Source organism: Aeromonas sp. SCS5 (genome assembly GCF_001887375.1).
GTDB classification, from domain to species: Bacteria; Pseudomonadota; Gammaproteobacteria; order Enterobacterales; family Aeromonadaceae; genus Aeromonas; species Aeromonas jandaei.
The window spans coordinates 1-367 of sequence record NZ_LFCS01000042.1; the positions used below are offsets into that span (position 1 = coordinate 1).

Below are 367 nucleotides of genomic sequence, written 5' to 3' on the forward strand. Positions count from 1 at the left end.
GTGACAGTCTGTACCACCTTGATGGCCGCCGCTGACGCCAGCGACACGCTGTCGTCATGGTCGCTCGCACTGCTGCCATCCACACCGTGCTCCAGCGCCGCATACTGGGTCACCGTCACCTTGCCGCTGCTGTCTATCAGCACGCTGAAGGCCTTGGTGCCACTGGTGCTACCGCCGGTCCATCCTTCATAACCGTTGGCCACGGCCACCAGTTTGATTTCGCTGGCGCTGCCACTTTGTCCCGCCAGCCACAGGCCGGTGCGGGCTCCCGCTGTCGCACTCAGGCTGTACTGCACGCTGCCTGCGCCGTCAGTGCCATACACCGGGGCATTAAACAGACCGCTAATGGCGCTGCTGCTGATGTCGA

At 63.5% G+C, this 367-nt stretch carries 1 protein-coding gene; it reads right to left on the minus strand.

The annotated features are described in order from the left end of the window. On the minus strand, window positions 1–367 hold a 367-nt coding region (locus BS300_RS21325; RefSeq protein ID WP_239693849.1), incomplete at both ends, for a DUF5801 repeats-in-toxin domain-containing protein.